Source organism: Microcoleus sp. Aus8_D2, assembly GCF_036702665.1.
GTDB lineage: Bacteria > Cyanobacteriota > Cyanobacteriia > Cyanobacteriales > Microcoleaceae > Microcoleus.
On record NZ_JAUBUN010000094.1, the window covers coordinates 1 to 4,347 of the forward strand.

The window sequence follows — 4,347 nt, forward strand, 5'->3', positions numbered from 1 at the left end:
TCTAGTTTGTTACAGATTGAAGCTGCACCGCGGTGCGTCGCTATTGCTTGCTACACATAAATGCTGCTCTCATGGGATGGGCGTTTATGTGTAGCTTTGGTTGCGGATATAGTGCTTAAACGCAAAAAGCCAGCACCCGATTTGGATGCTGGTCTGTGCGCTTCAGGAGCGCTCTTGGAGCTCTTCAGTTGTCGGAACTTGCTGGAGTTCCTTCTGTCTGAGTTCCCTTAATTTCCTTAGGTTTTCAAGCTTATCTCGGACTTCCTTTGCTTCCGACTGGTACCAAACAATACACTCCTGAGATTTGACCAACTGCTTTTGCGCGTCCTCGATCAGTTGGTCGAGAATTCCCCCAAGGGGGTCGTTACCGTAATTTCCCTCCGAGCAATTTTCTCTATGAAGTTCGAGGCCGACAGGCCAAACTCCTTCGCCAGCTCGTCCAGCATTTTGACCGCTGTCGGTGTCAATCCGTATCCCCTCGTCACTTTCGTCTCGCCATGAGGTCTGTGTTTGGCTTTTGGCATGGGTTTCAGTCATAACTGCATCTCCAAAATAGCAATATCTTTGCAAAGATGTTGACGCATCTTTGCAGAGATGATACTTTAAAAATATCATCTTTGCAAAGATGACAGACTGCACTGCATATCCTAAACGTGGGGGGCGAGCTTCTCCCTCGCCTTTTCCTACCCCCTCAAAACCTATGCAAGACCTAACCACCAAAACGCTCAAAGAGCTCAAGGCTATGGCCGAGCTGAGCTTGGAAATAGCGTACAAGAACGGAATTTACTATCAAGGCGACAGACGCCAGCGCCAGAGCTGGGTTAGCTTTCTAGAGCGCTGCTGGGAAGCCGGAATCGTGTTGGCATTTTTACCAAAAACTGAGCCGGCTTTCGAGGTCAATGTCGAAGAGCCTGACGAAAATATCCCCGGTGTCGAAACTCAAGCCCCGGCGTTGCCCGAAAATTCCGACACTTTGGCCGCTTCCCCCGGTATCGAAATTGAAGCTACCGAGCCGATCGCGAATACGGATTATCTCAATTGCCCGCGCTGTGGAACTGTTGGCGGGTTGTACGCTGTTTGTCCCGGTCGGGAGACTGTTTGGGAAACTCACTGTACTCACTGCGAGTACGCCGAACCTTCGATCCGTCATCCTTTTGAAGATGTGCGCCCTTTTGAAGTAGATCGAGCTCAGAAGCCGCCGATCGAGTCCAAATTTGGCCGCATCGTTTACCCGCAGCCGGCTGTTAAGCCGATCGTACCAGCAGCCGAAAGTGAGGCAGAAGCTAGTCCAATGGCGAACTCACAAGCGGCCAGCAATCCCCCCGGTGTCGAAGTCGAATCCACCGCTTGCGATCGGTTTGTTTATGTTGGCTCTAGGCGTTTTCTGGCTATTGAAGCTGTGATGGAAGAGGCTGTAGATAAGAAGACTTTCGGAGAGCCTGTGTATCCTGAATGGCCCGAAAGTTGGTTGCCCGCAGTCGAAAATTCCCTCAATGTCGATCGCGAATTCCATCGCCCCTGGACTGACACCGACAGGTGGAACCCCGCAGATTTCGGCGAAGTGCTCCACGCAGTCGAACCAGGGGGACAACTCAACCTGCTTGAGTGGGACACGAACGAGCCACCAGACCCGGACGACTACCCCCTGATGACAGACTTTCACGACGCCTACGACCGCTGGCTTTTGGAAGACCAAATCAAGGAAGTTTTTGAAAAATCTGATGAAAACAATGATGCAGTTGCAGGAACTTGTGCCGAGCCGGCTGGAGCGGATGAAATTGCGATCGCTGCTGGACTACCTTCAGGATGCGACAATAGCGCCGAACTTCATGGAACTGGCGGCGATAACCAAAATGAAGGATTGGGAAGCAAAAAGGGCGATCGCCTTTTGGAAGAAAGCAGGCCTGATTCGGGAGGTGCAGGGGGAGTTCTATCACATCAGCCACCTGAATTAGTGTCGGACGCCATCGTTGAGTACCTCCAAGCCATTGGGCACAAAATTGCTCCGAACATTGCGCCGCCAGCCCCGAACATTACAGCTACCTTCAACGACGAGCAGCCACCCAATCGAGGTGACGGCAGGCATCCCAAACTCGCGATCGGAATGCAGGTCGGTCACCGCTCAGATTTGCGCCCCCTCGGCACCATCGCCGACATCTACACCTCCAAAAAAGGCAAGCTCAGAGCCAAAATTGAGCGACCCAAGATTGGCGGCTTCGTTTATTTCGATTGCGATTTGTTGGTCGAGGAGAAATTTCATTACTGGGACTACCCCGCTCCTGTGGGGTCGTGGAAAAAAACGAGGTTTACCACTTGGGTTAAGGGCAGCGGTTGTGACGTTTGGGTACGCAAGCAACCCGCGCCGGCGCGAACGAATTGGACTCAAGACCAACTGCGATCGTTCTCCCCTTTCAAGCTCAAGAAGATTGCCCGGGACATGGGTATTTTTTCAATCCCCGGCAGCTCCTGCAAGCGCAGTTTGATGCGGGCGATTTTGGCAGAGCAAGAACTGCGGAATCTGGCGATCGAGAAAGAATTTCGGGCCCCACTCCCTCAAGCGACCAAACTTGGCTCGGAACCTGCGAAGAAACAAGCAGGCAAGAGGGCAAAAACAGCTCAAACTCCTGAGCCATTGGGCCAGCAACTATCTCTCAACCTGTTTCCCGCAGCTTCTTAAATATGACAACTTTTAGAGACGATTTACCCTACTGGGAGAGGGCCACACTCTTGAGCGCACGAGATCCACCGGGAGGTGATGCGATGTAGCAACAGACCGCTTGCATAGAGCTAGAACAACTTATCTCCCGTTAATGCAAACATTGCGATCGCCCTAACGTCTCTTAAGACGATCGCTTCCTCGCTCAACCACTAACAAACAAGCAACAAAACATGACTTTCTTGAAAATATCTGTCCCCCTTTACAAAAAACACAAATGGGAGCGACTCGAAAGAGGCGGAAAAATCGAAGTTAGCAGCGAAGTAGACAACCTCGCGGATGGCTATGAATCTCTGAAAATTCAGATTGATAATTTAATTGCGGAACTCGACGGTCAAAACCGTTTAGCCGACAATTGCCATCAGTTGGAGGATCAAATACAAGAGAAAACCCAAACTCTCGAAGCGCTTGTTAAAGACATTGAGCAAGCTACCAAGCATTATGAAGACTTGAAGTTTTTCTTGAGGCGGCTGGGAGTAGATCCAACCGCGAACCGACTGACACTTGATGAGAAATTTTTACGGCAATATGCGCCAGCGTCTCAAGTCGAAGTTCTCGGCAGCGAATCCGAATTTTAACCATGGAACTCGCTCCTGACTCAGACTTTTTAGATGAGTAGGCGTCATCCAGGAGCGGTTGATATTCCGCTCCTGGATGACGCCTACGACCGCCAGCAACTATCTCTCAACCTGTCCCAGTTTCTTAACTAGCATGACAACCTCATTCTTTCGATACGTCAAACCTTGGTTGCAGCATCAACCACAATTTGACGAACCAGCCAATTTGCACCTTGCCAGCCTCTACGATTATTGGCACGAATTTTGGCACGCTGACACCGCAGACAAAAGTGATTTACCCTACTGGGAAAACTGCATTTTGAGCGATTCTTTAGCCTATGTGCGACAAGGATTAGCCCTCCATTTAGTCCGGCTGAAGTTAGCTGTCGGTAACAATAATTGGAGAATAGATTTTGACGCTTTTTGCAAAGCCTCGCCCATCGGCAGCGCTGCTTACGGAAGGAGCATAATCAAAGCTGCATCCGTGACCATTGAACTAATTAACCAAGGATTCTCCCGACTGCCTACTTGTATCGCGCAAGCTTTGCCCCTAGCGAAATTTTTAGGAAATTCGACAGATTTCGGTGAGCCTGCTGGGGAAACTGTGGCTCAAAAGTGGGAGGAAGTTATCCGCACCGCCCCTGCTAATCGAATAACTGCAACTCACGTTCAATCCGTCGCTGATGGTCAGGAATATGAGAAACCAACTACGGTCAAAATCAAGAAATTTAAGCAGAATCTAGCCGACGAAGCCCGCGATAGGGGGATTTCACAGCAGCAGTTGATTGAGGAGATTCTGGCAGAACGCTATCTAGAGCGATCGGATGAGCAGGTTGAGTCGGAAGATTGTCATTGTCTTGAAGTGTCGCATGACGAGGAGGCTAAGGAGGAATACACGGCGGAACAACAGGCAGTATTGGATGACTTGGACGTTGTTTTTAAAGGCAGCGTGCGATCGGGCATTAGATCCGACCGCGTGTCGGATTCATCTTAATCAAAGGACAAGCATGAAAACATTTACCTACCGCCAGTCTGAGCTACCACCAATTCCCCCAGAGGTTGAGGCAAAAGTTG

At 50.3% G+C, this 4,347-nt stretch carries 4 protein-coding genes; 3 read left to right on the forward strand and 1 reads right to left on the reverse strand.

Annotated elements, in window-relative coordinates; all coding sequences use genetic code 11:
* Positions 1–162 precede the first annotated feature (162 nt).
* A complete protein-coding gene (locus tag QUB64_RS32675) occupies positions 163–537 on the reverse strand; it encodes a hypothetical protein (protein ID WP_333325966.1) in 375 nt (124 codons plus the stop codon).
* Positions 538–700: 163 nt separating this feature from the next.
* Here QUB64_RS32675 and QUB64_RS32680 point away from each other — a divergent pair, with 163 nt between their 5' ends.
* From QUB64_RS32680 to QUB64_RS32690, 3 genes are all read left to right on the forward strand, one after another.
* Positions 701–2,677, forward strand: coding sequence for a hypothetical protein (locus QUB64_RS32680; protein ID WP_333394351.1), 1,977 nt, complete (start codon positions 701–703; stop codon positions 2,675–2,677).
* 212 nt (positions 2,678–2,889) lie between these two features.
* Positions 2,890–3,294, forward strand: a complete 405-nt coding sequence (locus QUB64_RS32685) for a hypothetical protein (RefSeq protein WP_333278756.1) — start codon at positions 2,890–2,892, stop codon at positions 3,292–3,294.
* A gap of 133 nt (positions 3,295–3,427) precedes the next feature.
* Entirely contained in the window at positions 3,428–4,267 is an 840-nt protein-coding gene (locus QUB64_RS32690) for a hypothetical protein (protein ID WP_333278754.1), read from the forward strand.
* The last annotated feature ends 80 nt before the right edge of the window (positions 4,268–4,347 follow it).